Below are 24480 nucleotides of genomic sequence, written 5' to 3' on the forward strand. Positions count from 1 at the left end.
CCCTATGGTACCGTCGGTCGGTCCGTCGATGGCGACCGAAGACCCCGACACCCTCCCCGGCGCGGCGTCTCGCGTCGACCCCACGGTGCGCACCGCGCTGGCGACGCTCGCCGTGCCGTCCGCCCCGGCGGTGATCGTCGGCGATCTCGCGGTGGCCGCGCTGCCGCCCGGGGCCCGGGCGGGCGACTACGTGCTGGAGGAGCCGCTCGGCGCGGGCGGCTTCAGCGTGATCTACCGCGCGACGCACGCGGTCCACGGCGCGCTCGCCGCGGTGAAGGTGCTGCACCCCGAGCTCAGCGTGCTGCCGGACGTCGTCGTCCGCTTCCAGCGCGAGGTGGAGACGGTGCGGCGGCTGCGGCACCCCGGCATCGTCGAGGTCTTCGAGCAGGGCCAGCTCGAGGACGGGCGCCCCTACTACGCCATGGAGCTGCTCGCCGGGGTCAGCCTGGATCAGCACCTCCGCGCGCGCGGCCGCCTGTCGCCCGAGGAGGCGCTCGCGGTGCTGGAGCCGCTCTGCGACGCGCTCGAGGCCGCGCACGCCCAGGCCGTCGTGCACCGCGACCTCAAGGCCTCGAACGTCTTCCTCGAGGAGGGCGGGCGCCGCCGGGTGGTGCTGCTCGATTTCGGGGTGGCCAAGCTGCTCGACGCGCCCGGGCCGTCGCTGACCTCGTCGCGGGAGGTCCTCGGGAGCCCCTCGTGCGTCTCGCCCGAGCAGCTCCTCGGCCACGCCGTCGACGTCCGGGCGGACGTCTACGCGCTCGGCGCCCTCGCCTACCGCATGCTCGTCGGCGAGCCGCTGTTCGCCGGGGATCTCGGCGCGCTCCTGCGCCAGCTCCACCTGTACGCGAGCCCGCCGCGCCCGAGCGCGCGGGCGCGGCTGTCGCCGGCGTTCGACGAGGTCCTCCTCCGGGCGGTCGCCAAGGAGCCGGCGGCGCGCCACCCGACGGCCGCCGCCTTCCTCGCGGACTTCCGCGGCGCCCTCGAGGTCGCGCGCGGCGTGGTCGACGAGGCGGCGCCCGGCGCGCGCGCCCGCCCCGGCGTGGCCGTCCACGCCGAGGTGGGCGCGGCCCCGGAGGCGCTCGATCCGCCGGACGATCGCCTGCTCGCGGACCTGGAGGCGATCCTGCCGTTCGTGGCCGCCGAGCTCTCCGAGGCCGGGCTGTCCCCCGCGGCCGAGACCGGCAACAGCCTGCTCTTCACGGCGGAGCGCCCCGGCGAGGCGACCGCCGACCGGGAGGCGCGCCGCCGCGCCGTGGACGCGGCGCTCGGGATCTTCCGGCGGCTCGCGGGGCGGCCCGGGCGCGACCCCCGGGTGTACGTGCGCCTCAGCGTCCACGCGGGGGAGCTGCTCGTCGGCCCCTCGGGCGAGCTCCTGGGCGGGGCGCTCGCGGAGGTCGGCGGCTGGGCGCCCGAGGGGACCGAGGAGGGCGTCTTCGCCTCGCCCGAGGCGCTCGCCGGCCTGGGGATCGCCGCCGGGACGCCGGCGTCCGCGGGGGCGATGCTCGTGCTGGCGGGCGCGTAGTACCGCGCGTCGCAAGTCTTGCCAGGGATCTGCCTCGCGAGAGGAGAGATTCAACGCAAAGGCGCAAAGGCGCAAAGGCGCAAAAATGCATGTATTTGTTCTTAATTTTGCGTCTTTGCGCCTTTGCGCCTTTGCGTTGAAATCTCTGTCCGGATCCATGGCCGGACTCCTGGAAGGCGGAACGAGCGAGCCGCTGCGAGCGCGGGTGCAAAGATCCACCGCCGGTGCTGCCTGGGGCAGGCATCAGCGCCTGCCTGCCCGGGCCAGCACGCCGGGGCGAGGCGTCCGGGACGCTGCTCGCGCGAGGTCCACCATGGTAACGTCGTGCAGGTGAGCAGCAGCCCGGGACCCACATCAGGCGCAGACGCCACCACCGTGCTGAAGGTCCGGCCGAGCGAGGTGGCGTTCGGCAAGTTCAGCGTGCACGTGGTGCGCGGCCCGGATCAGGGCGCCGTCCACGTGGCCGACGCGCCGGAGCTCTCGATCGGCACCGCGGCGGGCAACCACCTCGTGCTGACCGACCCGTCGGTGTCGCGGCACCACTGCGTCATCACGGCGACCCCCAAGGGCTACCTGCTGCGCGATCTCGACAGCACGAACGGCATCACCCTCGCGGGGTTCCGCGTGGGGACGGCGTACCTGACCCCCGGCGCCACGTTCGGCGTGGGCCAGACGCTGCTGCATTTCGATCACCTGCCCGAGGAGGTGCGCGAGCCGCTCGGGGACGCGGTGCTCTCCGGGCGGGTGCTCGGGCAGAGCACGGCGATGCGCCGGCTCTTCGCGATGATCCCGCGGATCGCCGCGTCGGACGCGACGGTGCTCGTCGAGGGCGAGACCGGGTCCGGCAAGGGGCTGCTCACCGAGGTGCTGCACCAGCAGAGCCCGCGCGCGGCGGGCCCGTTCGTGGTCATCGACTGCGGCGCGATCCCGCCCACGCTCATCGAGTCCGAGCTGTTCGGGCACATGCGGGGCGCCTTCACGGGGGCGCAGCAGGCGCGCGCCGGCGCGTTCGAGGCGGCGCGCGGGGGCACGGTGCTGCTCGACGAGATCGGCGAGCTGCGGCTCGACCTCCAGCCGAAGCTGCTGCGCGCCCTGGAAGAGCGGTCGATCCGGCGCATCGGCAGCCTGGATCCCGTGCCGCTCGACGTGCGGATCATCGCGGCGACGAACCGCGACCTGCGGCAGGAGGTGAACCGCGGCACGTTCCGCTCGGACCTGTTCTACCGCCTCAACGTGGTCCGGCTGCGGGTGCCGCCGCTGCGCGAGCGGCGGGAGGACATCCCGCTCCTGGTCGCGCACTACTACCGGCAGTTCGCGGACAGGGCGGATCCGCCGGCGGAGCTCGTGGAGCGGCTGATCCATCACGACTGGCCGGGCAACGTCCGCGAGCTGCGCAGCGCGGTGGAGCGCGCGGTGCTGACGGGCGATCCCGCCATCGGCGAGCACGGCGACGCCGCGCCGCGGGAGGGCGGCGAGGAGGAGCCGGCGCTCCGTCCGGACGACCTCGCGCTCTCGTTCCGCCAGGCCAAGGAGCGCACGGTGGCGCGCTGGGAGCGGGCGTACGTCAAGGCGCTGATCCGCGCGAACGGGGGGAACCTGTCGCACGCGGCGCGGGCGGGGCGGATGGACCGGAACCACCTGCGGGAGCTCCTGCGGCGACACGGGGTCACGGCGAGCGAGTCGTAGAATCGAGCGCGACGAGCGCGCGCTCGCCGCGATCTTCCCGGGTGAACACACCGTCTCCGGGGGCCCTCGTGATAGAGGGCGGGACTTCAACGAGGGGCGGCGTAGAGCCGCATGTCTACGGGAGGATCTATGCAAGTGATCGTCGCGGGCGCCGGGATCGGCGGCCTGGCCGCGGCTCTGGCGCTGCATGCCTCGGGCCACGAGGTGACGGTGTTCGAGGCGGCGCCCAGCATCCTGCCGCTCGGGGTCGGCATCAACCTCCTGCCCAACGCCGTGGAGGTGCTGGGCGAGCTGGGCCTGCTCGATGCCCTGTTGGCCGACGGGGTGGCGACCCGCGAGATTGTCTATTTCAACCGCTTCGGCCAGCGCATCTGGGGCGAGCCGCGCGGCCGCTTCGCCGGGCATGCCGCGCCGCAGATCTCCCTGCACCGCGGCGCCCTGCAGGGCGTGCTGCTCGACGCGGCCGTCGAGCGGCTGGGCCCTGACCGGGTGATCTGCGATCGGCGCCTATCGGGCCACGAGGAGGACGAGGGCCGCATCGTGGCGCGCTTCCTCGATCGCGCGGGCGCGGCGTGGAAGAGCGCCGCCGACCTCCTGATCTGCGCCGACGGCATCCACTCGGCGGCGCGCGCCGGCCTCTATCCGGACGAGGGGCCGCCGATCTACGGCGGTCACCTCCTGTGGCGGGGGACCAGCCTGGCGGCGCCCTTCCTCACCGGCGCCAGCATGATCATCGCCGGGCATCAGGACCAGAAGTTCGTCGTCTATCCGATTTCCCCACCGGGGCCGGACGGCCGCCAGAGGATCAACTGGGCCGCCGATCTCGCGGTCTCCAGGAGCCTGCGACCGGAGGACTGGAACCGGCCGGGCGACCCCGCCGACTTCCTGCCCAGGTTCGAGGACTGGCGCTTCGGCTGGCTGGACGTGCCCGGCCTGATCCGGAGCGCCGAGGCGATCTACGAGTTCCCGCTGGTCGACCGCGATCCCCTGCCGCGCTGGAGCCATGGGCGCATGACGCTGCTGGGCGACGCCGCCCATCCCATGTACCCGAACGGCTCCAACGGGGCGACCCAGGCCATCCTGGACGCCCGCGCCCTGGTCCGCGCGCTCGCCGCCCATGCCGATCCGGTGGAAGCGCTGGCCGCCTACGAGGCCGAGCGCCTGCCCGCCACCGCCGCCATCGTCGCGGCCAATCGCCGCAGCGGTCCGGAGCAGTGCCTGCAGGTCGCCTACGAGCGCGCCCCCGACGGCTTCGACCGTATCGAGGACGTCTTCGCCCCCGGCGAGTTGGAGGGCATCGCCGCCCATTACAAGGCGCTGAGCGGCCTGAAGCCCGCCTCGGAGCCCACGACGTCCGAGCGAGAAGCCTGACGGAACCTCGGACGCGCGGAGCTAGGCTGGCTGGAGCCTTGGGCCGCGGGGGCCGGGGGCGCGGAGGAGCGCGGGGCGGTCGGTGGTGCGCGAGCGCCTCGCCTGGCGGCCGCCCCGGCCGTCATGGCGCCGGGCGAGAGGGCGGCGGAAGAGGGCGGCGTCGGCGCGGGCGAGGACGTCGGCGAGGTAGTCGCTCCGTGCGGCGGCCGCGTGGAGGGCGTCCTGGATGCCGTGCCTGTGGATCTCCCAGCCGCGGCCGGGGACGAAGCGGAGCGTCGTCGTGGAGGCGTGCGGGCGCGCGCGATCGCGCAGGGAATCGCCGTCGAGCACCCACACCTCGGGACCGAAGCCCGCAAGGACCTGCCGCAGATCGGTCGCGGGCGGCACGCCGGGGCGGTTGGCGCTGCTCACGAACAGCGGGGCGTGGCGCTCGAGCAGCCAGGCGATGGGATCCCACGTGACGCCGAAGAGGAGCGTCATGCCGTACTGCGTGGCGGGCGCGAGCCAGCCTGGCGCGCCGGCGTCGCGGTCGTGCGGCACGAGGGCGGTCACCCGCTCGACCGAGAGCAGCCAGCCGAGGCGACGGCGCTCCGCCTCGTCGAGCGCGAGGTGCGGCGCGATCCGGTCGAAGCGCGGCTCCCACGCGGCGACGAGCTGGCCGTCCGGCTGGCCCTTCACCCGGTTCACGGCGATCGCCGTCCTCGCGGCGACCACGTAGGCCAGGGGCGAGGGCATCGGCAGCACGACCGCCTCGCCCCGCTCGAGCGCCTCATCGACGGCGCGCTGGCCGGCTTCGTCAGCTCGCGCGACAGGCACGTTGGCCTCCTCTGCGCTCACGCGCCTGCGCCGGCGCAAACGGCACTTCCGCGGCCGGGACCGCGCTGAGCCGGGCGCCGTCGCGGGGCGACCCGGCCCGCGATACGGCGGGAGCGGCGACGGCGATTTCACGGGTCACCCCCGGGACGACGGTCACGGGCGGTTCTCTTCTCGTTTGAAGCATTGGATTCACGCTGGGACAGCGGCGAGGCGCCCGGAAATGCCGGAGCTCGCGACGGCGCCTCGTCCGCCCGCGCGACAAGCAGGCATCGGGCCATGGATCCAGCGGCGCGACGGCCGCCCGGGATCAGGGCCTCGCAGCGCCGATCCGCCCGGCTTTCGTGGCGAGGCGGCAGCCCGACGCCCGGCATCCCAGGTCCGCCCCGCGCGCGAAGGATGCCTGGAGCAGGCAGCGCGTGGTGGCTGCAGCAAGCAGCGCTGCTGGCCGCAGCAAGCACCGAGCGCCCGCCGCGGGCAACGCGCCTCATTGTGTAAAATTCCGCTCTCTCTACCACCCTGACCAGGCCAGCGCTGCCCGTGAGCCTCCTGGTTCAGCGACGCGATGGATGGCGAACGAGCTGAGAGAGGCACCGACGACACCCCTCCTCTCTTCTTTCTCTCTCCTCTGTGCCCTCTGTGCCTCTGTGGTTCTCCTTCTTCCCCACCACAGAACCACGGCTGTGGCTCGTCTCCTTCGCCCTCACGGAGCGTGACGGACGAGGACGAGGGCATCCGAGAGGATCCAGAGCCCCAGGCCGATGAGGACGAGCGGCAGCGCCACGCGGCCATGGCGCCGGATGCGGCTGCCCAGGACCGGGTGGTTGACGAGGTGGTGGCCGAGCGCGCACAGGACGCCGGTCATGACCGCGAACACCGCCGCGTGGAGCGGGATGAGCCCGGGAGCGCTGGAGAACAGCGGGATGTAGACGCCGAGGTTGTCCCCGCCGTTGGCGACCGTGACGCTCGCCACCGCGAGCGCCCGGAAGCGCGACGCGGCGCCGCGCGGCCTGTCCTCGGAGCCCTCCTCTTCCTCGGCCTCCCCCCGCCAGAGCGCCCACAGGCCCCTCAGGCCGAGCGCGAGGGGCGCCAGGCCGAGCAGGCCGATCCACCCCTCCGGCACGCGGACGGCGAGGAGCGCGCACGCGACGCTCGCCGCCACGAGCGCCGCCATGCCGAGGAGCTGACCGGCGACGATCTGGCGCGGGGTGAAGGCGGGGTCCGCGAAGAACGCCGAGAGCAGGAGGATGTCGTCGATGTTCGTGGAGATGAACACGACAGCGCTCACCCCGAGAGCCGGAAGGATCTGCTCCATGGTGCGGCCGCGGACGTAGCACCGCGGGCGGCGGCGCGCTCAGCCGGCGAGGCGCCGGCGCCGCGCGGTCCGCGCTCCTCGACGACGCCGCCGCTGCCCCCCTGGCGCCTCCTGGGCTAGACCGTGATGGCCGGAGGGACCGCGCGTCTGCGCAGGGCAACACGAGACGAGCCGCGCGCCCGCACGAGGAGAAGCATGGCAACGATCCCCCCGCCCGCAGAGCCGACCAGCGCGATGGGCGCCACCGCGCCGGCAGCGCCCGCAGCGCAGGGCGCCCGGACAGACCTCCCGGTGCAAGGCATGACCTGCGCGGCGTGCGTGCGCCGCGTCGAGCGGGCGCTGCGCGCGGCGCCCGGCGTCCAGGAGGCGACGGTCAACCTGGTGACCCAGCGGGCCACCGTCACCTACGACGCGCAGGCGACCACGCCGGCCGCGCTCGCCCGCGCCATCGTCGACGCAGGCTACGAGGTGCCCGGCACCCCCGACGCGCCGGAGGCCCCCGCCCCGGCCGCCCGGCCACGACCTGCGCCGCGACCTGCCGCCGAGGAGCGCGCCGCCGCCATGGACGCGGCCGAACAGGAGGAGCAGCGGGCGCTCCGGCGCGACGTCGCGATCGCCGGCCTGCTCACCGCGCCGCTGCTCGTCGTGGCGATGTCCCACGGCGCGATCCCGGCGCTCGACGGCCCCGCCGGGCGCTGGCTCTCGCTCGCGCTCGCGACCGTCGTCGTCCTCGGGCCGGGGCGACGGTTCTTCCGCCTCGCGTGGAGCGCGCTCCGGCACCGCGCCGCGGACATGAACACCCTCGTGAGCCTCGGGGCGGGCGCCGCCTGGCTCTACTCGACCGCCGCGGTCGCGGCGCCAGGGCTCTTCCCGCACGCCGCGCACGGCCACGCGCCGCCCGTCTACTTCGAGGCCGCGGCGGCGATCGTCACCTTCGTGCTGATCGGCAAGCTCCTCGAGACGCGCGCGCGAAGGCGGCTCGCCGACGCCGTGCGCGGGCTCGTGGCGCTCCAGCCGAGGACCGCGCGGCGCGTCCGAGGCGACGCCGTCGACGAGGTGCCCGCCGCCGCGCTCGCGCCCGGCGACCTCGTGCTGGTGCGGCCCGGCGAGCGCATCGCGACCGACGGCGAGGTCGTCCGCGGCGCGTCCGCGGTCGACGAGGCGATGCTCACCGGCGAGAGCATGCCCGTCGACAAGACCGCCGGCGCGGCCGTGCTCGGCGGGACGCTCAACCAGAGCGGCGCCCTCACCTTCCGCGTCACGAAGACCGGCGCCGACACGGCGCTCGCGCGCATCGTCGAGGCCGTCGAGCAGGCGCAGGGGTCGCGCGCGCCGATCGCGCGGCTCGCCGACGTGGTGAGCGGGATCTTCGTCCCCGTCGTCCTCGGCGTCGCGTCGCTCACCCTCGTCGGGTGGCTCGCGGTCGACCCGACCGAGGGCGGCCTCGCCACCGCGATCGAGCGGTTCGTCTCGGTGCTCGTCATCGCGTGCCCGTGCGCGCTCGGGCTGGCCACGCCCGCCGCCGTGGCCGTCGGGACAGGGCGCGGCGCGGAGCTCGGCGTCCTGGTCAAGGGCGGCGCGGCGCTCGAGGCCGCGAGCCGCGTCGACACGGTGCTGCTCGACAAGACGGGGACGCTCACCTCGGGGCGGCCCGAGCTCACCGATGTCGTCGCCCTGGAGGACCGCGGCGAGGCCGAGCTCCTCGGCCTCCTGGCGGCCGCGGAGCACGAGAGCGAGCACCCGGTGGCGCGGGCGATCGTCGAGGGCGCGCGCGGCCGCGGGGTCGCGGTCGCGCCGGCGTCGGCGTTCCGCGCGGAGATCGGCCACGGGATCGAGGCGCGCGTCGCGGGCCGCCTCGTGCGCGCCGGCACCGCGGCGTGGCTGCAGCGCGCGGGCGTCGCGACCGACGCGCTGGAGGCGGCGGCCGAGCGCCTGGCCGCGCAGGGCCGCACGCCGTCGTTCGTGGCCGTCGACGGGCGGCTCGCGGGGCTCGTGGCGGTCGCCGACCGGCCGACCGAGGAGGCGCGGCGCGCCGTCGCCGCGCTGCGGGAGCTCGGCGTCGAGGTGGCCATGGTGACCGGCGATCGGGCGGGCGCGGCGCGCGCCGTCGCCGAGGAGCTCGGCATCCGCGACGTGTTCGCGGAGGTGAAGCCCGAGGACAAGGCGCGGATCGTCCGCGAGCAGCGGGCCGCCGGACGCCGGGTGGCGATGGTCGGCGACGGCATCAACGACGCGCCCGCGCTCGCCGGCGCCGACGTGGGCGTCGCCCTCGGCAGCGGCACGGACATCGCGGTCGCCTCCGCCGACGTGGCGCTGCTCCGCGGCGGGATCGCCGGTCTGCCCACGGCGCTCGCGCTCGCGCGCGCCACGCTGCGCACGATCCGGCAGAACCTGTTCTGGGCCTTCGTCTACAACGTGATCGGCATCCCGATCGCGGCGGGCCTGCTGTACCCGCTGACCGGATGGCTCCTCTCGCCCGTCCTCGCCAGCGCGGCGATGTCGCTGTCGAGCGTGTCGGTGCTCGGCAACTCGCTCCGGCTCCGCGCGTTCGGCCGACGCGGAAGGAATGAATGAGAGCGGCCGCTGGCGCAACGAACCCTCCCGAAACACGGAGGGTCCATGCAAGCTTACCGTCGACACGTTGGCACCGCGATTGCCCTTGTCCTGTCCCTCTCGGCCGAGGCCGCCCACGCAGCCGTCACGATCGGCAGCATCGAGGTGGACAGGTTCATCGAAAGCGAGACGATCCCGGTGCGGGTCGCCGCGTCGTCTCCAGATGACATCTATTATGTAGAAGCGGAGTTCGAAGGGCTCATCATCGAGCTCACGCCAGCGGAAGACGGCTACTTCGAGGGGTCGCTCGATCTCGGCGAGCTCGGGGGCGCGCTTCCCTATGGCCCTCACGTCCTGACGGTCGATGCGTACAGCACGCTCGGCGACATGGGGAGCGCGCAGCGCACCCTGCACCGGTACGCGCCGCCGACCCTCGCGTGGAACGTGCTACCGAACGACACCCTCACGGCAGGCCAGCGCTTCGACGCAAAGTGCATCCCGACGCCGCCGTACGAGTGCATGAGCATCGTGGCACGTTTCAGCAGCGCCGACGGGAGCGTCACGCTCGAGAACGATCGGTGGTGGTCCCCCTCGCCTGTGCCGGGGCGGCTCTACCTCAAGGAGTGGCAGTCCGGCGGCAACGACGGGATCCCGGCGATCCCGTCGGGCAGGACGTACACGCTCACGATCGAGGCCAGCGACGACGTGGGCACCGTCACGAGGACGGTCGGCCCGATCCATGTCGACCGGAGCCCGCAGCTCACCGTCGTCCAGCGCGCCCCCGGCGCCATCCTCGACTTCGATGCCACGCGGTTCCTTCTCCTGGATCATCGCGGGCGCATCGGCATTTTCGAGCGCGCCACGCAGGCCGTCACGTGGATCGAGACGATCCCGCAAGGAGAAGGGATCACCCCGCTGAGCGCGGTCTACGGGGCGCTCACGCCGTCCGGGGCCGTGTACCAGACGATGAACGGCTACATCCGCTCCTGGGTCAACGGCACCCGGAACACCGTCGCGCGCGCGGCGCGCCTCGACGCGGTGAACGGGGACACGGCGGTGTGGACGACGAACAGCGACGACTGGGCCCTCGCGCACACGCTGTCCACGGGGACGAACCGGACCCTCTGGTCGAGCGCGGGCAGCAGGTCGCCGTTCCAGGCCGACATCACGGCGTCCGGCGGGATCTACTTCGGGACCTACGAGCGCGGCGCGATCGTCGGGCCCGGGGGGTCGCTCCTCGGGGATCACGAGGGCAACCTGCAGCGGCCGATCGCCGACGGGACGAACGTCGTCGGTCGCTGGTGGGACGGGCGCACGAGCTCGAGCTACCTGTACACGGCGGATGGAGAAGAGGTGTTCCTGGGCGACTCGATCACCGGCAGCTCGGCCGGGCTGCTGGCGCACGCGGGCCACGTGGGATTCCTGGAGACCGACGGCGCCGTCAACCAGGTATGGCTGCGGACCCCCGACGGCGAGCAGCATCAGATCAGCAACTTCGCGACGTCGAGCCAGTTCGATCAAACGAAGCTCCGGGTCGGCCACGACGGCCTCAGCGACACCGGCGAGGTCCTCTTCCTGAATGACGGCAACCGTTACATCGGCCGGCCGGGGGGAGCGCCCGAGCGCGTCAGCACGGACCTCGGGCACGGGCGCTGGGCCGACGGGAGCTGGTACGTGACCATCGGCAACACGCTGTTCCAGGCGGCGAGCGCGGGCGGCTCCCCCGCGCGCCTCGCGGCGACCGCGGCGTTCGCGCCGGAGGACCGCGCAGAGGTGCTGTCCACCTCGTTCACGGGCGACGAGCTGCTCGACGTGCCGGTGTCGGTCCGCGACCTGCACGAGCCCGACGCGCTGCCGGTGCTGTCCGACGGCGCCGAGCTGACCGGCGACGACGCGGACACGGGCGGCGACCTCGCGCCGGCCGCGGCGGGGTGCAGCGCCTCTGGCCCGGCGCGCTCTCCGGGCGGCGCCGCCGCGCTCGCCGCGGCGCTCTCGGGCCTCCTCGCCCTCGCGCGCCGCAGCCGCCCGCGATCGTAGTCCGTCAGTCGGCGACGACGATCCGCCACCGCTGCTCGTCGCCGCCGCTGCTCCCCCGCTGCTCGATCGCGGCGGCGTCGTCCGTGGAGCCCTGGACGACCCCGATGAGCTTGCCGCTGTTCTTGTTCCGGATCTGGTAGTCGCCGCCGCCGACGTCGATGAACAGCCACGCCTGGTTGTCTCCGTCGTGGTTCGTCCATTGCTTCAGCGCGATGCCGTCGTTCTTCGACTCGTCAGGGACGTCGAGCACCTTGCCGCTCCTGACGTTGGTCAGCCGGAAGTGGCCCGATCCATTGTAGTTGAAGCTCCACTCCTGGTTGTCCCCGCCGCCGTCCGGGTTCTGGACCACCGCGGCCCCGTCCTCCGATGACGCTCCCGCGACCTCCATCACCTTGCCGCTCTTCTTGTTCACGAGCTTGAAGTTGTTCGTCGCCCCCGAGACGGTGCCGGCCGCCGTGTCGATGGTCAGCGTGTTGCTCCAGCTCATGCTCATGGTGGTGTCCGACGGGAACGAGATCGGCTGCCAGACATAGGTCGAGTCGTTGACCCGCCCGCTCCAGGCGCCGGCCCAGCGATCTCCCATGTACAGGTAGGATGTCCCCGAGCTGCCCTGGACCGGGAGCACGAACGTCGACTGGGAGTGGAACGTCGTGCCGTCGGCGACGTTGGTCATCGACGACCAGCCGCTGGCGAGGGAGCGGGAGGTCGCGTACTTGGCCTGGTTGGGCGACCAGCCCGTGGCCCCGGAGGTCAGCAGGAAATAGGTGCCTTTCCGCCGGAACAGCGCGGGCGCCTCGCGGTGCCCGCCGGGGAAGAGCACCGCGACGAGGCGGTCGATCTTCAGGTAATCGGGGGTGAGCTGGTACAGGTTGAGATCGTAGTTCTCGTTCGAGGCCGAGATGAAATAGCCCTTCTCGTCGTCATCCACGAAGAGCCCGCAGTCCCGGGACATGTACCCGGGCTTGCCGTGGTCGGTCACCCCGCTGCCGGCGAGGGGCCGGAAGCTGCCGTGGTACGTGTAATCGCCGTCCACGGTGTCCGCGCTCGCGACAGCGGCCCGCGCCTCGCCGTAGTTCACCCCGTTCTCCCAGTGCATCCACATCACGTACTTGCCGGTGGACTCGTTGTAGACCACCTTCGGGCGCTCGATGTTCGCCGGATCGAGGTCCTCGTCCGAGTCCATCGTCAGGACATGGTTCCTGAACTCCCAGTGACGCAGGTCTTGCGAGCGGTACGCGGAGACGGCGTAGAACGTCCCGTCCGGGTTCCGGTTCTCCCCGAACCAGTAGTGATACGACCCCACCTTGATCACCCCTCCGCCGTGCGCCTGGATGGGGTTGCCCGAGGAGTCGGCCCACTGGATCCCGTTGACCAGAGGGCCGAGATCCGCCGGCGTCTCGTCCGGCCCGCCGCCGCCGTCGCCGGGCGTGGAGCCGCCCGTCGCGCCGGTGCTGGAGGCGCCGCCGACAGACGCCGCCCCTCCGCTGCCGGAGGCCGAGCTGCCGTTGCCGGAGGCCGAGCTGCCGCTTCCGGACGACGGTCCGCCGGACGCGCCGACGCCGGGGGCGGCGCCGCCCGCGGAAGCCGACCCCTCGGAGGGGTCGGGCTGGCCAGCATCGCCGCAGGACGCGAGGCCGAGCGTGACAGCCAGCAGGCACGGGACCGGAGACAAGGAAGAACGACGCATGATGCCCTCCAGACAGAGGCTCATCTCCACGCCTTCAACCTGGCCTGTCAAGGCCCTCGCGCCCGCTATGCCCGGACTGACATGTTCCGTTCCGGTGCGATCTGCGCAGGATCGATCGCGGCCGCGCGCATCGTCTTCTGGCCCGCTCAGGCCCGACCGGCAGAGATCGCCGTGGCGGGCTGCGGCGGGGCGGCGAGACCGTACTTGTTCCGGGCCCAGGCAGCGATCTCCGCCACCTGCCGATCGATGGGAGTCGCCGACCAGCCGAAGGCGTGGCGGAAGCGCGAGTCGTCGATGACATAGGGCACATCCCACTGATACGCCATCTCGGCCGCCTCGCGCAGGAAGGGCGAGAACAGGCCCGCCGCGCGCAGCACGAAGCGCGGGAGCCGCGCCACCTTCACCTCGACGTCGAGGGCGCGGCCCAGGCGCCGCGCGAGCGCGCGCGTGCTCTCCGCGGGCGCCGTCGGCAGGTGCCAGATGTGGCCCATGGCCTCCTCTCGCTCGCCCAGCGTCACGAGGCCCCGCGCCACGTCCTCCACGTACGTGTACGAATGGGGCATGTCGGGATCACCCATGCACTCGACGGCCTTCCCGGCGAGCGCGCGCGCGTAGAAGCGGTCTCCCCAGGCGGACAGCGGCACGTCGGCGCCGAAGAAGTCGCTCGCGCGCCCGACGGCCACGCGGACGTCGCCGCGGCGCTGGGCCGCGAGGCGCATCTCCTCGAGCTCGACGCGCAGCGCGCCCTTCCTGCTGCACGGCCGGCGCGGCGAGTCCTCGCGCATGGGGCCGTCGGGGACGCCGTACATGTAGAGGCAGTCGAGGGCCACGAGCCTCGCGCCCGCCTTGCTCGCGCCGTGCACGGCGCCACGGGCGATGGGCAGCAGCTGCTCGGCCCAGAGATGGTAGGGCGGGTTCATGCAATCGTAGACCACGCTGGCCCCGCGCGTGGCCTCCTCGGCGAAGGCGAGATCGGTGATGTCGCCGCACACCGACGTGAGCCCCGGCCGCTCCGGGGCGCGCCGGGTGCGCTGCACCAGGCGCACGCGGTGGCCCCGCGCGAGCAAGAGGTCCGCGACCCGCGGGCCGATCTGGCCGGCGCCGAGCACGACGTGGAGGCGAGACGAGGAGCCGTCGACGGGCGATGCGTTGTTCATGCAACCAGGATGGTGGTTGCACCGATGCAAGACAACGCCCAGAAAAACAACCCGTGGCGGCAAAAATGCAAGACATCATCCACGGGGCCGGCGTGGAGGACGAGCGCGCGGGCGCTGACCCGCCCTCAGGCGCCGAGGCGCTTCACTCGCGGAGGTGGAAGGAGACGGTGGACGGCGCGCGCCCCAGCCGCTCGGCCAGCTCCTCGGCGCAGTGAGGCCGCTCCAGCAGGGCGTTCACCACCTGCAGCCGCGAGGCGTCGGCGAGCGCCTCGAGCACGCCGAGGCGCGCCTCGAGGCGCGTCAGCGTCTGAGATCATCGATTATCATGCTTGAAAGGGTCATGGATCACGATCATCGCAGCCGGAGCTCGCCCGAAATCTCCAGCGGAGATCCCGGGCGCACGTTCGATCTCACCGCGCCGGCCGGATCCACGGCCCCGTCGGCGCTCGGCGTGCGAGCGCGCGAGCCCGCGCCGCTCGCCGCGGCGCCAGCAACGCCGGCCGAGCCCGTCGCGGACCGGGTGCTGCCGGACGCCGGCTCCGCCCTCAAGCATTACGAGATCATCCGCAAGCTGGCCCAGGGCGGCATGGGCACCGTGTTCCTGGCCCGCGACACGAAGCTCGGACGCCTGGTCGCCATCAAGCTCCTCCTCGAATACAGCGGCCCGCAGGCGAGCCGCTTCCTCGCAGAAGCGCGGGTGACAGCCCGTTGCAGGCACGACAACATCGTGGTGATCCACGAGGTGGACGAGGTCCACGGACATCCGTACATGGTGCTCGAGTACATCAAGGGTCGCACGCTGCGCGAGTGGGTGGCCCAGCGCGAGCGCCGCAGCGGACCCGAGCAGTCCGCCGCCGGTGACGCCCCGCCCGGCCCTGTATCGGCCAGCCTGGCGGTCGAGCTCATGATCCCGGTGGCCCGCGCGCTGGCCTGCGCGCACGAGCTCGGGATCGTGCACCGCGATCTCAAGCCGGAGAACATCCTCCTCGACGACGCGGGATCCATCAAGGTGGTCGATTTCGGCATCGCCAAGCAGCTCGAGGCCCGCGTGACCGCCACGATCACGAGCGCGCAGGAGCCGCTCACCAGAGACGTAGTCCACCCGGGAGAGAGCACGATCATCGGCACGCTCCCGTACATGTCGCCCGAGCAGCTGCGGGGCAGGGATATCGATTGCCGCGCCGACATCTGGGCGATGGGCATCATGCTGTACGAGCTGGTGACAGGGGCGCACCCGCTCGACCCGTTCTCGCCCGCGTCGCTCTTCGAGCTCGCGGATTTCGATGTTCCCATGCCCAGCGCCGGCGCGCGGCGAAAGGGCGCGGGCGCGCTCGGCGCCGTCATCGACCGTTGCCTGAAGAAGCGCAAGGCCGAGCGCATCGGCTCGGCCAAGGAGCTCCTCGCCGAGCTCGAGGCGCTCCTGCCCGACCGGAAGGCACCCGCGCTGGGCGAGGACGAGAGCCCGTTTGCCGGCCTGTCGTCCTTCCAGGAGGCGGACGCCGCGCGCTTCTTCGGCCGCGATCGCGACATCGCCGCGATGGCCGCGTGGCTCCGCAACCAGCGGCTCGTGGCCATCGCCGGGCCTTCCGGGGTGGGCAAATCGTCGTTCGTGCGCGCAGGCGTGATCCCGGCCCTGAAGCGCTCGGGGGACCGCTGGGACGCGTTCATCCTGCGCCCGGGGCGCCGCCCGCTCTCCGCGCTGGTCGACGTGCTCGCGCAGGCGGACGAGCCGGACGCGGCCGGCGCAGGGGTGGGCTCGGCGGCTCACGCCGGCCGCGACGAGCTCGTCACCACCCTGCGCTCCGAGCCGGGTCATCTGGGCGCCCGGCTGCGCGCGCGCTGTCGCCGCGAGGGGGGCAGGCGTCGCATCCTGCTCTTCGTCGATCAATTCGAGGAGCTCTACACGCTCGGCGCCGCGCCCGAGGAGCGGGCGGCGTTCATCGCCTGCCTGGAGGGCGCGGCCGACGACGCCTCGTCGCCCGTGCGCGTCGCGCTCGCCATCCGCTCGGACTTCCTCGATCGCATGGCCGAGGACCGCCACTTCATGGCCGACGTGACGGGCGGGCTCTGGTTCTTGCCGCCCATGGGGCGCGAGGGCCTGCGCGAAGCCTTGACGAGGCCGCTCGTGGCGACCGGCCACCGCTTCGAGACCGAGGAGATGATCGAGCACATGCTGGGCGCGCTCGAGAGCACGCGGGGCCCGTTGCCGCTCCTGCAATTCACGGCCGAGAAGCTGTGGGAAGCGCGAGACCGCGAGCTCCGGCTCCTCACGCGACGCAGCTACGAGCAGCTCGGCGGCCTCGCCGGCGCCCTGTCCGCGCACGCGGACGCGGTGCTCTCCGGGATGACGCCCCGCGAGCAGCGGCTGGCGAGGGCGGTGCTGGTACGCCTTGTCACCCCGGAGCGCACGCGCGCGGTGGTGAGCCTGGACGAGCTCTGCGAGCTCTCGCTGGACGGCGAGGCGAACGCCGCGGGCGGGGTGGCGCAGGTGGTCCAGCGGCTCTCAGGTGCGCGGCTCCTGCTCCTCGAGGCAGGCGGCGAGCGCGGGGACACCAGCGCGGAGCTGGTCCACGAGTCCCTGATCGAACAGTGGGCGAAGCTCCGCCGGTGGCTCGACGACAGCGAGCAGGACGCGCAGTTTCTCGCGCAGGTGCGCGCGGCGGCCCAGCAGTGGGAAGCGAGCGGCCAGGCCGAGGGCCTGCTCTGGCGCGATCGCGTGGCGGAGGACGCCCGCGCATGGCTCGACCGCCGGCGCGCCGAGCAGGGCGCCGCCTTCAGCGTCGGGCTCGGCAGGCGCGAAGAGCGCTACCTGCTCGCGGTCGTGGCCCTGGCCGAGCGCGCGCGGCGCCTGCGGCGGCGGCTCGTCACGGGTGGAATCGTCACGCTCGGAATGGCCGCGCTCGTCGTGTCGTATCTGGCGATCCGCGCCGACCAGCAGGCGAGGCGCGCCGAGCTGCAGGCCGCGCGCGCCGACCAGCACGCGGCTCGGGCGCAGGCCGAAGCGCTGCAAGCCCGCAACGCCACCCGCATGGCCACCGCGCGCGAGCTCCAGGCTGACCCCACGACCGTGCTCGCGCTCCTCCGCGAGGTCGAGCCGCCCGACGTCCCGCGAGGGTGGGCCGGGCTCGCGCGCTGGGCGCTGCACAGCCCGATAGCGCGCTCGGTGCTCAACCACCCGGAGGGGGTCATGCATGCGGCCTACAGCCCGAGCGGCGAGCGCATCGTCACCGCCTCCTACGACAGGACGGCGCGGGTATGGAACGCCGACGGTACGGGAGAGCCCCTCGTGCTCCGCGGCCACATGGAGGCGCTCTCCTGGGCGGCGTTCAGCCCCGACGGCAGGCGCATCGTCACCGCCTCCTACGACAGGACGGCGCGGGTATGGAACGCCGACGGTACGGGAGAGCCCCTCGTGCTCCGCGGTCACGACGACAGGATCTATTCGGCGGCGTTCAGCCCCGACGGCAGGCGCATCGTCACCGCCTCCCATGACAGGACGGCGCGGGTATGGAACGCCGACGGTACGGGAGAGCCGCTCGTGCTCCGCGGTCACGCGAATGCGCTCCTCGCGGCGGCGTTCAGCCCCGACGGCAGGCGCATCGTCACCGCATCGCAAGACAGGACCGCGCGGGTGTGGAACGCCGACGGTACGGGAGAGCCCCTCGTGCTCCGCGGTCACGCGAATGCGCTCCTCGCGGCGGCATTCAGCCCCGACGGCAGGCGCATCGTCACCGCGTCAGAAGACAGGACCGCGCGGGTGTGGAGCGCCGACGGCATGGTGGAGCCCGTCGTGCTCCGCGGCCACGAGGAGGGCCTCGCCGCGGCGACCTTCAGCCCCGACGGCAGGCGCATCGTCACCGCGTCACAAGACAAGACCACGCGGGTGTGGAGCGCCGACGGCGCGTCCGAGCCCATCGTGCTTCGCGGTCATCAGGATGCCGTCGCTTCGGCGGAGTTCAGCCCCGATGGCAAGCGCATCGTCACCGCTTCGTATGACAAGACCACGCGGGTGTGGAACGCCGACGGCACGCCGGATCCCCTCTTGCTTCGTGGTCATGAGAATGCGGTTTGTTCGGCAGAGTTCAGCCCCGATGGCAAGCGCATCGCCACCGCTTCGTTTGACAAGACCATCCGGGTGTGGAACGCCGACGGATCCGGAGAGCCCCTGGTCCTCCGCGGCCATGAAGATAGAGTTTGCTCGGCGGAGTTCAGCCCCGATGGCAAGCGCATCGTCACCGCTTCGTTTGACAGGACCACGCGGGTGTGGAACGCCGACGGCTCCGGAGAGCCACTGATTCTCCGCGGTCACGAGGACCGGACCAGCTCGGCGAGGTTCAGCCTTGACGGGCGGCGCATCGTCACCGCCTCGTATGACGGGTCCGCGCGGGTGTGGAACGCCGACGGCTCCGGAGAGCCCCTGGTCCTTCGCGGTCACACGAACAGGGTTTACTCGGCGGAGTTCAGCGCCGATGGCACGCGCATCGTCACCACCTCGTATGACGGGACCGCGCGGGTGTGGAACGCCGACGGCTCCGGAGAGCCCGTGGTCCTTCGCGGTCACACGGACAGGGTTCACTCGGCGGAGCTCAGCCCCGATGGCACGCGCATCGTGACCGCCTCGTTTGACGGGACCGCGCGGGTGTGGAACGCCGACGGCTCCGGAGAGCCCTTGGTCCTTCGCGGTCACACGGACAGGGTTTACTCGGCGAAGTTCAGCCCCGATGGCACGCGCATCGTCACCGCGTCACAGGACAGGACCACGCGCCTCTGGAGCGCCGACGGTACGGGCGAGCCCACGATGCTCAAAGACTCCGATTCTCCGATCAATTACGCGGCGTTCAGCCCGGATGGCAAGCGGATCGTCACCGCTTCGGATGACACGGCCGTGCGGGTGTGGACCGACCTCGAGCCGCAGCGCGGCATCGACGACCCGAAGCTGTGGACCGCGACCACCTACTGCATGTCCGTCGAGCGCAGGATAGAGCTCCTACGGGTCACCGAAGAGACGGCCCGAGTCAGTCGGGAAGCCTGCGTCCGCCGCGTCGCGGAGGCCCACGCCGCGGCCGCGGGATCATCGCCGGACGCGGCCGCCGGGACGCCTGGATCAGCGTCTGATTCCGAATTTTGAAGTAATGCGCTACGCGCACGCCCGGGCGTATCGAAGACTGAAATACAACCCGTGGCGGCAAAAAGATGCAATACCCGTGAGGGGCGCGCTCGCGGCTACGTGAGGCTCGGGAGCGTCCCGCTGCAGAACGCCGGATCCCCGAACGTGGTGTCGTTGGTGCCCATCGCGTTCGCGATCGTGAGCAGCAGATCGTTATGCTGCCGCGCCTTCCCCCCGTTGGCGAGGTAATCCACGAACCGCCCGGTGCGGAGCACCCCGCCCGCGCTGCCGGCGAGCAGGAACGGCATGTTCGTGAGCGCGTGCTGCGTCGACTCGCTGATCTCGGTGACCCACAGCACGACGGTGTTGTCGAGGAGCGTGCGATCTCCCTCCGCGTACGAGTCGAGCTTCCCGAGCAGGTAGGCGAGCTGCTCCGCGAACCACGTGTGGATCTTCGAGTACTGCGCCTTCCCCTCCGTGTCCCACTGGTGCGAGATGGCGTGGTGGTTCCCCTGGAGGTCGAGCCACGGGTAGAGGTGCTCGCTCTCCGCGTACGACCACTGGATCGTGACGATCCGGGTGAGGTCGCACGCGAGCGCCGCCGCCGCCATGTCCATCTGGAGCTTGCCGATCGCGGGCATGTTCGCGTCGTCCGAGAGGTTGATGCGCTCGCCGAGCGCGGGACCCGTGCACCCCGCGGCCGCGACGCCGCCGTTGCTGCCCGCCAGGCGCTCCTCGATGTCCCGGATCGACTGCATGTGCGCGTCGAGCTTGATGCGGTCTTCCGCGCCGATGCGAGGCCGCACGTCCGCGATCTCCTCGCCGAGGATGTCGAATACGGTCCGCCGCTGCGCCCGGAGCCGATCCATCGCGTCGGCGCTGCTCTGCCCCGGCGTCGCGGCCGCGAAGAGCTGCTCGAAGGTGTCGTACGGGTCCTCGCGCGGGGGGATCGGCTGGTCGGGCCCGCCGTAGCAGATCCGGCCGCGCACCTCCGCGTCGCGGACCTGGACGCCGAGCTCCAGCGTGCGGAACAGCGTCGAGGGCTTCAGCGTGCTCGCCAGGTGCTGATCGAGCGAGATCCCCGACGACCAGCCCGCGTTGCTGGAGTTGAAGCTCCGGAAATTGCCCCGGAGCAGCGCCCGCCCCGTGAGCAGACCGCCGATGCCGCGCGCGTGCTCGGAGCCGATGTTGGAGTTGACCACGACATCCATGTTGATCCCGCGCAGCGGGAGCAGCTTCGCCTTGAACGGCTCCAGCGGCTGCAGCAGCGGGCTCAGCGTGAAGTTGGTCTCCGTGCCCCGGGGCATCCATTGCGACTCGAGCGTGCCGTTCGGCGTGTAGAACACAACGAAGCGCTTCGGCGCGGTGCTCTCGTCGCCGCGGGCCCAGTCGGCGTTCAGCAGGGGGATCGCCGCCGTCGCCGCCAGCGAGCCCTGGAGCAGCCGTCGTCGAGAAATCAATCGCGGTCTCATCTCAGTCCTCCTCTGCTGCGATCGCGCTGCGGTACATGAAGGCCTCGGTCTGCGTCGTGCCCACGATGAGCTCCACGAGGTCGCCCTCGGTGCCGTGGAACCCCGCGCGCAGCGCGCCGAGCGAGCACTCGTCGCCGGCGGTCTCGAAGCGGCCCGCCGTGTAGCGGAACCATTGCGTCGCGAGGCACTCCCGGACCTGCGCGCTCCCGGCGAGCTTCTCGGCCAGCTCGCGGACGCCGACGAAGGCGCCATCCATGTCGTCGGACGCGAAGATCTCGCCCGAGGTGTCGATGATCTGCCCGCCCTCCTCGGTGCGGTACGCGCCGACGGCATCGAAGCTCTCGAACGCGAAGCCGATCGGGTCCATGAGCTGATGGCAGCCCGCGCACGAGGCGTCGGAGGCGTGCTGGTTGAACCGCTCGCGCGCGGTGACGCCCTTCTCGCCCTTGGGCGGATTGAGGTCGACGTCGGGCGGCGGCGGCGGCGGCTCCTGGCACATGAACTTCTGCCGGATGGCCTTGCCGCGCAGGACCGGCGAGGTCTGATCCGGATGCGCGTGGACGGCCAGGAACGCGGGCTGCGTGAGCACCCCGGCGCGCTCGGCCGGGAGATTCACGAGCTGCGGTGTGGTCGATCCGGGCGGGACGCTCACGCCGTACACCTCCGCGACCGCCTCGGTGGCAAAGCCGATCGGCGAGGTCAGCAGACTGGAGAGCTTGCGGTCCCCCGACCAGAGGACGTGATCGATGAACGCAGGCGTCTCCGCGCTCATCCCCGCGACGAGCTCCTCGTCGAATCCGGGGAACATGCCCTCCAGCTTGACGATGCTCTCGAGCTTCCCGAGGTTGAGCCATTGCTTGTAAAATTCCGCAATGGCCAGGCGCGCCTTCGGGCTCTCCAGCATCTCGCGGGTCCGCTCGGCGAGCTGCTCGGGGGTCTCGAGCAGGCCCGCCTCGGCGGCCGCGAGCAGGTCGTCGTCGGGGCCCGACGCCCAGACGAGGTACGACAGGCGCGACGCGAGCTCGTACGGGTCGAGGCGCACCCTCGACGCGGAGCCGTCGAGATCGTGGCGCAGCTCGAGGCGGAACAGGAACTTCGGCGATTGCAGCGCGGCCCGGAGGACGACCTCGACGCCCTCGCGCAGCGACCCGCCCGTGCGCCCCGCCGCGTAGGCGCGCATCAGCCGCTCGACCTCCGCCGGCGCGAGCGGCCTGCGGTACGCGCGCCGGCCGAACTGCTCGACGAACTGACGGGCGCACGCCTCCTCCTGATCGACCTTGCCCTCGACCGCCGCCGGATCGCACGGCAGCAGCCTCGAGAGGTCGCCCGCCACGGCCTCGGCCGCGAGCGACTCGGCTGCGAGGAGGTACTTCTCGGCGTGCAGCGGAGAGATGGTGAGCACCGACGCGTTGTTGTTGAAGCCGCCGGCGACCTCGTCTGCCGGGAACTGATCGGCGGGGGTCTGCGACGTTCCGAGGAGATCGCGAACCGTGTTGTTGTATTCGAATCGCGTCAGGCGCCGCTGCGGCGCGGGGAGCCGCTCGTTGCTCCCACAGGCGTCCTGGGGACCTCCTTGTCCGGACGTCCATCCGTCCGCCCCCGAGCCTCCCATTCCGATCTGCCCGGGCTCACACCCGGCCGCGAGCGACAGCGCGAGCGTCACGATCGGCACGCGACCCGCTCGCCAGCGACGATATCTCAAGTCCGCCATACCGTGACCTCCTACCGTCAATCGCAACCTATTGTGGAGTCTCGCTGGCCGTCAAGCGCTGCTTCTCTCGATGCATGGCACCGGAGGTCCTCGCCAATGGCCGGTCAGCGCCCGCGATGAAATGATTCGATAGAAGACTCCACCGCTGACACAACACGGAGTCCACTCGACAGAAAGCCAGAGCAGCGGCGATCTGAATGCCCGCCGCGAGGCTCCTTGATCACGAGAAGGATCAAATTCCGCTCTCGCTCAGGCGATCGAGCCGCTGGAGCCGATCGAGAGGCGGCGCCGGCCTGGACAGGACTGGATAGTTACGCCTGAGCTAAACCCCCATCAGGGGGCGCGCTCGACGCCGTCGAGCTCGTCGCGCGGCGGGGTGAGCGCGCGGGAGGCGGGCAGCCAGCCGTACGCCGCGAGAAAGCGGAGCAGCGACGGATCGTCGACGGACAGCGGCGGCAGGTACTCCGCGACGCGGACGCGGCGCCACCACGCGCCGCTTCCGTCGCCGACGCGGGTGAAGCTGTACCGGTAGAGCTCGGCGCGGATGTGGCGGGGCGGCGCGTCCGGGAAAGGGTTCCTCGCGAGCAGGCGCTGCGCGCCCGCGTCGCCGGAGAGGAGCTTGTAGACGAGGTGGACGAGCCACGGCTCGCTCTCGTAGCTGCCGAACGCGGCGAACCAGATCTGCCAGTCGAGGCGGTAGTGATACGGCGTGATGAGGCACGGGCGCCGGCGCACGTCGCCGGGCTTGCACGGCAGCTCGTACTCGATCCACCTCGTCCCCTCCCCCGGCGCCTCGTCGCGCGTGCCCTCGAGGATCACCTCGTAGCGCTCCCGACCCACGCTGCCGAACGCGCCGTAGGTGTTCACCAGGCCGAAGCTGTCGAACGTCGCGTTCATCGCCTGCCGCGGCGAGAGCAGGTTCATGACCGGATTGACGCTGAGGCAGAGCACCAGGACCGCGAGCAGGGCGGCGGCGATCCGGTGCGCCCGCGACGGGGAGAGCTGCTCGGCGAGCGCCGCGGCGCGCTCGCGGAGCCGCGCGGGGAAGAGCCTGCCGAGCGCGCCGTCGTCGAAGCAGGCGATCGCCGGCACGATGGTGAGCCAGTTGAGGAAGGAGAGATTGCCGCTCGCGATCAGCATCGCCTGGAAGAGCACCAGGAACACGCCGGCGACGTGGCGCGCGCGCCGGGGGCCGAACGCGAACCAGGGGACGACGAGCTCCACGAGGTGGTTGAAGAGCACGCCGACCGCGTGCGCCCACGCGGGGAGCTGGTGGAGGTAATAGCTCAGCGGGCTCGGGACCGGCTGCGTCTCGTAGTGATAGACAAGGCAGGTCAGGTCGGTCCAGCACGGGTCGCCGCGGAGCTTGATCAGGCCGGCGCCGAGCATGATCCGGAAGATGAGCCAGCGAAAGAGCCAGATCACCACGACGGGCGGAGGCGGCGACCGGAAGGGCCGGAATCCGCGCAACGGGCAGAGGAAGATGGCCAGAAAGCCTGTCTCCGCGAGCTGGTGCTCCCAGCCGTACCCGTAGAAGACCTGCCCGATGTGCACGAACGAGAGGTAGAGCGCCCAGAGCGCGAGCTGCACGATCGCGCTGGTGACGCCGGCGCACACCGCGAGCGACAGCGCCACGCCCGCCCAGGCCGCGGCGAGGAGGACGCCTTCCGAGGCGCCGAGCCACAGGAACAGCGTGGGGAGCCGGCGGAACGCCGCGCCGGGCGAGCCGGTGACGTCGACGAGGCGCTCGAGGAAGCGGTCGGCCGGCAGGAGGCCCTGCGGGCCGAGGAGCGGGCCGAGCTGCCGGGCGAGCGAGAAGAACGCGATGAAGTAGACGAGGCCGAGGAGGCGGAGCAGGACGAAGCGCGTCAGGACATAGGACCGCGGCGGGCCGAGGAAGCGGCGGAGCGGGTGGCTCCGGATGCGCCGGAGCAGCGCGCGGTCGTCGTCGTCGGCCGGATCTGCGGCGGGGTCGGCCGGATCTGCGGCGGGGTCGGCCGGATCTGCGGCGGGGGGCGGCGCTTCGCGGGCCATCGGGCGCGAGAGGAT

General features: G+C 72.2%; 14 protein-coding genes. 6 read left to right on the forward strand and 8 right to left on the reverse strand.

Annotated elements, in window-relative coordinates; genetic code table 11:
• The first annotated feature begins 28 nt into the window (after positions 1-28).
• The 3 genes from WME76_RS17385 (at position 29) to WME76_RS17395 (ending at position 4579) form a co-directional block, all read left to right on the forward strand.
• Entirely contained in the window at positions 29-1522 is a 1494-nt protein-coding gene (locus WME76_RS17385; RefSeq protein WP_437961203.1) for a serine/threonine-protein kinase, read from the forward strand.
• Between the two features lie 375 nt (positions 1523-1897).
• The gene (locus WME76_RS17390; RefSeq protein ID WP_437961204.1) at positions 1898-3208 is read left to right on the forward strand and encodes a sigma 54-interacting transcriptional regulator; all 1311 of its coding nucleotides are present in this window, start codon (positions 1898-1900) and stop codon (positions 3206-3208) included.
• Between the two features lie 129 nt (positions 3209-3337).
• The gene (locus WME76_RS17395; RefSeq protein WP_437961205.1) at positions 3338-4579 is read left to right on the forward strand and encodes a flavin-dependent oxidoreductase; all 1242 of its coding nucleotides are present in this window, start codon (positions 3338-3340) and stop codon (positions 4577-4579) included.
• A 21-nt stretch (positions 4580-4600) separates the two neighbouring features.
• On the opposite strand, the gene WME76_RS17400 is transcribed toward WME76_RS17395, so the two are convergent.
• The gene (locus WME76_RS17400; RefSeq protein WP_437961206.1) at positions 4601-5395 is read right to left on the reverse strand and encodes a hypothetical protein; all 795 of its coding nucleotides are present in this window, start codon (positions 5393-5395) and stop codon (positions 4601-4603) included.
• Between the two features lie 700 nt (positions 5396-6095).
• On the reverse strand, positions 6096-6707 hold the full coding sequence (locus WME76_RS17405; protein ID WP_437961207.1) for a cadmium resistance transporter: 612 nt from the start codon (positions 6705-6707) through the stop codon (positions 6096-6098).
• A gap of 195 nt (positions 6708-6902) precedes the next feature.
• Here WME76_RS17405 and WME76_RS17410 point away from each other — a divergent pair, with 195 nt between their 5' ends.
• Together WME76_RS17410 and WME76_RS17415 are read left to right on the forward strand one after the other, a co-directional pair.
• Positions 6903-9281: a heavy metal translocating P-type ATPase gene (locus tag WME76_RS17410; protein ID WP_437961208.1), complete on the forward strand. Its 2379-nt coding sequence runs from the start codon at positions 6903-6905 to the stop codon at positions 9279-9281.
• Between the two features lie 45 nt (positions 9282-9326).
• Positions 9327-11297, forward strand: a complete 1971-nt coding sequence (locus WME76_RS17415) for a hypothetical protein (protein ID WP_437961209.1) — start codon at positions 9327-9329, stop codon at positions 11295-11297.
• A 4-nt stretch (positions 11298-11301) separates the two neighbouring features.
• On the opposite strand, the gene WME76_RS17420 is transcribed toward WME76_RS17415, so the two are convergent.
• The 3 genes from WME76_RS17420 to WME76_RS17430 form a co-directional block, all read right to left on the reverse strand.
• Positions 11302-13008: an RICIN domain-containing protein gene (locus tag WME76_RS17420; protein ID WP_437961210.1), complete on the reverse strand. Its 1707-nt coding sequence runs from the start codon at positions 13006-13008 to the stop codon at positions 11302-11304.
• A 122-nt stretch (positions 13009-13130) separates the two neighbouring features.
• Positions 13131-14141 (reverse strand): NAD-dependent epimerase/dehydratase family protein, encoded by a 1011-nt coding sequence (locus tag WME76_RS17425; protein ID WP_437961211.1) that lies wholly within the window; start codon positions 14139-14141, stop codon positions 13131-13133.
• 142 nt (positions 14142-14283) lie between these two features.
• Complete coding sequence (locus tag WME76_RS17430) at positions 14284-14418, reverse strand: ArsR/SmtB family transcription factor (RefSeq protein WP_437961212.1); 135 nt, start codon at positions 14416-14418, stop codon at positions 14284-14286.
• A 48-nt stretch (positions 14419-14466) separates the two neighbouring features.
• Here WME76_RS17430 and WME76_RS17435 point away from each other — a divergent pair, with 48 nt between their 5' ends.
• Entirely contained in the window at positions 14467-19269 is a 4803-nt protein-coding gene (locus WME76_RS17435) for an nSTAND1 domain-containing NTPase (protein WP_437961213.1), read from the forward strand.
• Positions 19270-19364: 95 nt separating this feature from the next.
• On the opposite strand, the gene WME76_RS17440 is transcribed toward WME76_RS17435, so the two are convergent.
• The 3 genes from WME76_RS17440 to WME76_RS17450 form a co-directional block, all read right to left on the reverse strand.
• The gene (locus tag WME76_RS17440) at positions 19365-20708 is read right to left on the reverse strand and encodes a DUF1552 domain-containing protein (protein ID WP_437961214.1); all 1344 of its coding nucleotides are present in this window, start codon (positions 20706-20708) and stop codon (positions 19365-19367) included.
• 13 nt (positions 20709-20721) lie between these two features.
• Complete coding sequence (locus tag WME76_RS17445) at positions 20722-22431, reverse strand: DUF1592 domain-containing protein (protein ID WP_437961215.1); 1710 nt, start codon at positions 22429-22431, stop codon at positions 20722-20724.
• Positions 22432-22764: 333 nt separating this feature from the next.
• Complete coding sequence (locus WME76_RS17450) at positions 22765-24465, reverse strand: lipase maturation factor family protein (protein WP_437961216.1); 1701 nt, start codon at positions 24463-24465, stop codon at positions 22765-22767.
• Positions 24466-24480 lie beyond the last annotated feature (15 nt).

This window comes from Sorangium sp. So ce119 (assembly GCF_051524405.1).
In the GTDB taxonomy this organism is placed as follows: domain Bacteria; phylum Myxococcota_A; class Polyangia; order Polyangiales; family Polyangiaceae; genus Sorangium; species Sorangium cellulosum_G.

What these genes read in the sequence shown, in the direction of transcription:
- WME76_RS17410 (WP_437961208.1), top strand. Translation starts at nt 6,903, where the DNA reads ATGGCAACGATCCCCCCGCCCGCAGAGCCGACCAGCGCGATGGGCGCC.
- WME76_RS17395 (WP_437961205.1), top strand. Translation starts at nt 3,338, where the DNA reads ATGCAAGTGATCGTCGCGGGCGCCGGGATCGGCGGCCTGGCCGCGGCT.
- WME76_RS17405 (WP_437961207.1), bottom strand. Translation starts at nt 6,707, where the DNA reads ATGGAGCAGATCCTTCCGGCTCTCGGGGTGAGCGCTGTCGTGTTCATC.
- WME76_RS17385 (WP_437961203.1), top strand. Translation starts at nt 29, where the DNA reads ATGGCGACCGAAGACCCCGACACCCTCCCCGGCGCGGCGTCTCGCGTC.
- WME76_RS17425 (WP_437961211.1), bottom strand. Translation starts at nt 14,141, where the DNA reads ATGAACAACGCATCGCCCGTCGACGGCTCCTCGTCTCGCCTCCACGTC.
- WME76_RS17445 (WP_437961215.1), bottom strand. Translation starts at nt 22,431, where the DNA reads ATGGCGGACTTGAGATATCGTCGCTGGCGAGCGGGTCGCGTGCCGATC.
- WME76_RS17450 (WP_437961216.1), bottom strand. Translation starts at nt 24,465, where the DNA reads ATGGCCCGCGAAGCGCCGCCCCCCGCCGCAGATCCGGCCGACCCCGCC.
- WME76_RS17420 (WP_437961210.1), bottom strand. Translation starts at nt 13,008, where the DNA reads ATGAGCCTCTGTCTGGAGGGCATCATGCGTCGTTCTTCCTTGTCTCCG.
- WME76_RS17435 (WP_437961213.1), top strand. Translation starts at nt 14,467, where the DNA reads ATGCTTGAAAGGGTCATGGATCACGATCATCGCAGCCGGAGCTCGCCC.
- WME76_RS17415 (WP_437961209.1), top strand. Translation starts at nt 9,327, where the DNA reads ATGCAAGCTTACCGTCGACACGTTGGCACCGCGATTGCCCTTGTCCTG.